The sequence below is a fragment of the Mesorhizobium sp. M5C.F.Ca.IN.020.32.2.1 genome, from assembly GCF_004023105.1.
GTDB classification, from domain to species: Bacteria; Pseudomonadota; Alphaproteobacteria; order Rhizobiales; family Rhizobiaceae; genus Mesorhizobium; species Mesorhizobium wenxiniae.
Window position 1 is genome coordinate 1 of the sequence record NZ_RZSX01000563.1, and the last position, 4,285, is coordinate 4,285.

Genomic DNA, 4,285 nt, shown 5'->3' on the forward strand with positions numbered 1-4,285 from the left:
ACATAGCCGCCCATAAGCGCGAAGGCGCCCTGGCCGATATTGATGCGGCCGATGTAGAAAGTCACCCACACCCCGGCGCTGGCGATGCTGAGCAGCGCGACCGAGGTCAGCGTGTAGTAGAGGTCGAGCCGACCGGTCGCCTCGATCAGCCAGGGCACGCCGATGAGTACGACCAGCAGGAAGACAGCGACGGCGAGGATGTTGCGTGTACGCTTCATGTCCATCACCCCCACGGCTTGCCCATGAGCCCGTTCGGGCGGATGCTCAGGAACACCATCAGCGCGGCGAAGATGACGAGATAAGTGACGTCGCCATATTGGCGTAGCATCGTCAGGCCGACCGATTCCATCATGCCGAGGATGAAGCCGCCGGCGATCGCTCCGCTGACCACGCCGGCCCCGCCGATCATCACCATCAAGAACGCCTTGATCGAGATCGGCCCGCCGATGCCCGAATTGACCCCGGTGATGGCGACCAGCAGCCCGCCGACTATGCCGGCAAGCATGGCGCCAAGCGCAAAGCCGATCATCGAATAGCGGTCGACCTCGACGCCCATAAGCTGCGCCGCGACCCGGTCCTGCGCCAGCGCCCGCATGGCGCGTCCAGGCTTGCTGTATTGCATGAAAAGCACGAAAGACGCGATGAACAGTATGGCGAGAGCGCCGACCAGCAGCCGGTCGTAAGGCATTATCAGGCTGTCGGAGGCGAAGACGCCCTTGACGATTTTCGGTACGCCGCGCTGCTTTTCCCCGAACAGGAGGAGGATCACGGCGTCGAGGAAGAATGCGACCGCCGCCGCGAGAAGCATCGTACTTTCCTCCCGCACGCTTCGCTTAATCACCGTCCTGAAAAGGAATTTCTCGACCAGCGCTCCAATGACCAGCAGCGTGATCCCGGACGCGACCAGCGCGATGACGAAAGGCATGCCGAGCTGGCCATAAACGGTGTAGGTGACGAAGCCGCCGAGAACGTACATCTGCCCATGGGCAAAGTTAAGCACGTTCATCAGCGCGAAGATCAGGGTCAGACCGAGCGCGATCAAGGCGTATTGCGCGCCAAGATAGAGGCCGTTGGCGATGACTTGTTCCATCAGGATGGTTCCGGCCGTTTAGAGGCTCAAGACGAAATTCTCGAGCCCCTGCGGCAATCCGCTTCGGTTCAGTTGCGTCAATCGACTTGAGCGACGAAGAGCGTCTCGAACTTGCCGTCGCGGTATTCCGTGACCACCATCGGGACCGAAAGCTGGCGCTTCTGGCCGAACGACGTCATTCCGACATAGGACAGCTTGGCATCCTGCTTCAGGTAGGGATTGGGTGCCGAGAAAGTGTCGATCGCCTTCTTGAACTCCTCGACATTGTCAATCGCGGCCGGGTTCACCTTCAGCGTCTCGATGATGTATTCGAGCGCGTAGACCTTGGTGTTGGACTCGTCATTGTATTCACCGAACATTTTCGTATAGCGGTCGACGAATTCCTTCATCGTGTCGGACGCGATTTCGGGCGTCGATGCGCCGCCGACCGAGATGAAGCCGTTGGCCAACTCGCCTGCGCCCTCTTCCAGCACCTTGGCATCCTGCGCCGTTTCGGTGGAGATGAGGCCTTCGTAGCCGAGCTCGCGCGCAGCGCGGATCAGCAGCGGCGCATTGCCGGGCGCGACTCCCGAAAGCACCAGCAGGTCCGGTTTTTGTAAGACGATCGGCGTCAGTACCGGCGTGAAATCGCGGGTATCGTTTTGGTAGACATCCGTGGCAGCTACAACCTCGAGCCCAAGCGCCTTTGCCGCGGCAACACCGCCATCCCGCTGGCTCAGCGGATCGGATTCGTTGGCGGCGACAAAGGCAATTTTCTTCACGCCCCTGTTTTCCATGAGATATTTGTAGATCGCCGGAGCCGACTGGTAGTTGGCGATCATGCCGAGCACGGCGTTGGACGCCGGCGGGGTGTAGAGTTCCTTCGGGAACGCGTAGGGAAAATAGATGATGCCCTTGGATTCAGCCACGGGACGCACCGCCGCCGCGCCGTCGTCGACATTTGGACCGACGACATAGTGAATGCCCTCTTGGGCCATCTTCTCCATGCCGGCGATCGCCCGCTTCGGGTCCTTCTGGTCGTCGAAGGTGACGATTTTGATGTCATAGGTCTCGTCACCAATCTTCACACCGCCGGTTTCGTTGATCCAGGCGGCGCGCGTCTGCATCGAGCGGACATTGGATGTGCCCCACGCAGCGGCCGCGCCACTCGTCACGCCGACAAAGCCGATCTTGAGCTCCTTATTGGCGGCGTGCACCGTGATTGTGCCGCCGGCCATGATTGCCAGCGCGGAGACGGCGCCGAGCGCCGCGGATGTGATTATTGAACGTCTGTTGATCATTGTTGTTTCCCCTTTGGAGGCCGCGCATTGTTGCGACAGAACTCGACCGATGCGCGGACTATCGTGAGTGAAGGCTCAAATCGATCAACTGTCAACAAAGCTTTTTCAGATTGTTGACAATCTTGTGAGCGGTCGTCGGTGGCCCAACTTCGTTTCGACCATCGCTTTCGCGGGTTGCGAGATCGATTACGTCCGGCACCCGCTCGCGTCTTAAACGTCCGTCCGACGGCATCCTGTTACGAGAATTCCGATGAGCGAGGAGCTGATCCGCCTACCCGGGGCAATGGAGCCAGTCACGCGTCCTGGCATTCAGCACCGCCGGTGCGAGCATCCCGGCTGTGGCAAGCATGTGGCGTGGGGCTTTGCCAAGCCGCGGCAGACCCCACGCTGGTTCTGTTTCGAGCACCGCGTCGCTTACCTCATGCGGGCATCAAATCAATGACCCGCATGATCGCGACCGCACTGCTCGTGTTCTGAGTGCCTTCTGTCGTAGCGCCTTTAGCGCAGGCCCAAACATCACCCTTCTTGACTGTAAACTTTTCTTTGTTGTGAACGACCGAAAGTTCTCCCTCAGTCATGTGGCAGAGCATGTCGTTCGTCATCATGTTGTCTGGCGTCTTCGCGCCGGGTTGGATAACAACGTCGCGTAGCATGACCGTTTTATAAGCTGGTATGACCGAAGCCCGCTCACCAAGCGCTACAACTCTGACGCCCGGGCCGACCTCCTTACCCTCATCGGGGCCGTAAGTCTGTGCGGCGGCTGGGGTCGCCCAAGCGATCAGTGGCGTTGCGGCCACTGTAAGACCGAGTGCAAATGTGGATCTACGATTGACGGCTTCCATTGCTTCCTCCCTATCAAAAGTTGGTCGGAAAGGTAGGCCAACAAATCAAGGATGAGCCGTTGCGGCCCAAAGTCAACTGATCTTCCGTTGGGTTTTGACCCTAATCTGATGAAGGTCCAACTGACATATTTCCCAGGCTTTGCCAATGACAGTCGCGCATTCTCCTCCTCCAGCGTCTTCAGCCGCTTCGCCTCTGACACCTCCATGCCTCCGTATTTCGCTTTCCATTTGTAGATGCTGGCGTCGCTGACGCCGTGCTTGCGGCACAGATCGGTCACCGGAATATCAGCGACTGTGCTGGGTTGAGCGCTGGTGCCCCGAGGGCCGAGAATATACGATCAGGTTGTAGAGAACGGCAGTGCGCTGTCCATGCGCCGCGGAATGCTCCCCTCGGCGATCACGGGAATAGTAGAACACTACCGCCGGCGGATCGGCGCCGCCGAACGGTCGGTGATCGCGCACATAGCCATAATCGGCCGGTATCGGTCTTGCCCTTGGCCTGCGGGCGCGGGCTGATTTCCGACACTATCGCAAAATCTCCATAGCCTGCGATCTTAAGAGTCCAATCCTATCAGTCGATACGGGCTCAAAAAAACAATACAATGGACCGTAGCGACGCGTTTCTCGCTTCGGACTCGCCCGCCGACCTCGCATCTCGGCGGTCGTGGGTGACGAGATACCCGCCATGAGGTTATCGACAAGTCAATGTTCGCCTTTATTGAGGGGGCCGAAGGTCCAGATTTTAAAGTGGCGATTCGAAGAGTTGGGGAGAAATATACCGCCCGTCGCGACGATGCACCTGCGCGCCTTTTTTCCGCAAGAAATACCGTTGCGCCTTGCCTTGGCAGGCCTGGAACTTGCCGCCCGATACGGTGACTTCAACGGCGGCTATAGTCCAAACCAGATTTATGTGGCTCAAGCAAAAGGAACGCCAGCTAATATGATTTCATCCGATTTCGGATCAGTCGCCTCTTGGCGTTCCGGTGCCGTCGAAGGGCCGAAGCGGATTAACCGGAGAATCGCAGCGCCTCATGAAGGACTGGGATATTGGGAGTGAGGGCATGATCGAGACG

General features: G+C 58.8%; 4 protein-coding genes and 3 pseudogenes. 1 reads left to right on the forward strand and 6 read right to left on the reverse strand.

Going from position 1 to position 4,285, the window contains the following annotated elements:
* From EOA86_RS24290 to EOA86_RS38855, 6 genes and pseudogenes are all read right to left on the reverse strand, one after another.
* Window positions 1-218: pseudogene (locus EOA86_RS24290) on the reverse strand (branched-chain amino acid ABC transporter permease); the annotation flags it as partial.
* Between the two features lie 5 nt (window positions 219-223).
* Complete coding sequence (locus EOA86_RS24295) at window positions 224-1,090, reverse strand: branched-chain amino acid ABC transporter permease (RefSeq protein WP_127209830.1); 867 nt, start codon at window positions 1,088-1,090, stop codon at window positions 224-226.
* A gap of 77 nt (window positions 1,091-1,167) precedes the next feature.
* Window positions 1,168-2,370, reverse strand: a complete 1,203-nt coding sequence (locus tag EOA86_RS24300) for an ABC transporter substrate-binding protein (protein WP_128343986.1) — start codon at window positions 2,368-2,370, stop codon at window positions 1,168-1,170.
* 419 nt (window positions 2,371-2,789) lie between these two features.
* Entirely contained in the window at window positions 2,790-3,212 is a 423-nt protein-coding gene (locus EOA86_RS24310) for a hypothetical protein (protein WP_128343989.1), read from the reverse strand.
* Window positions 3,213-3,361: 149 nt separating this feature from the next.
* Window positions 3,362-3,544: pseudogene (locus EOA86_RS24315) on the reverse strand (transposase); the annotation flags it as partial.
* Between the two features lie 37 nt (window positions 3,545-3,581).
* Window positions 3,582-3,711, reverse strand: a pseudogene (locus tag EOA86_RS38855) (transposase); the annotation flags it as partial.
* A gap of 294 nt (window positions 3,712-4,005) precedes the next feature.
* On the opposite strand from EOA86_RS38855, the gene EOA86_RS24320 reads away from it, so the two are divergent.
* Complete coding sequence (locus tag EOA86_RS24320) at window positions 4,006-4,269, forward strand: hypothetical protein (RefSeq protein WP_127210567.1); 264 nt, start codon at window positions 4,006-4,008, stop codon at window positions 4,267-4,269.
* The last annotated feature ends 16 nt before the right edge of the window (window positions 4,270-4,285 follow it).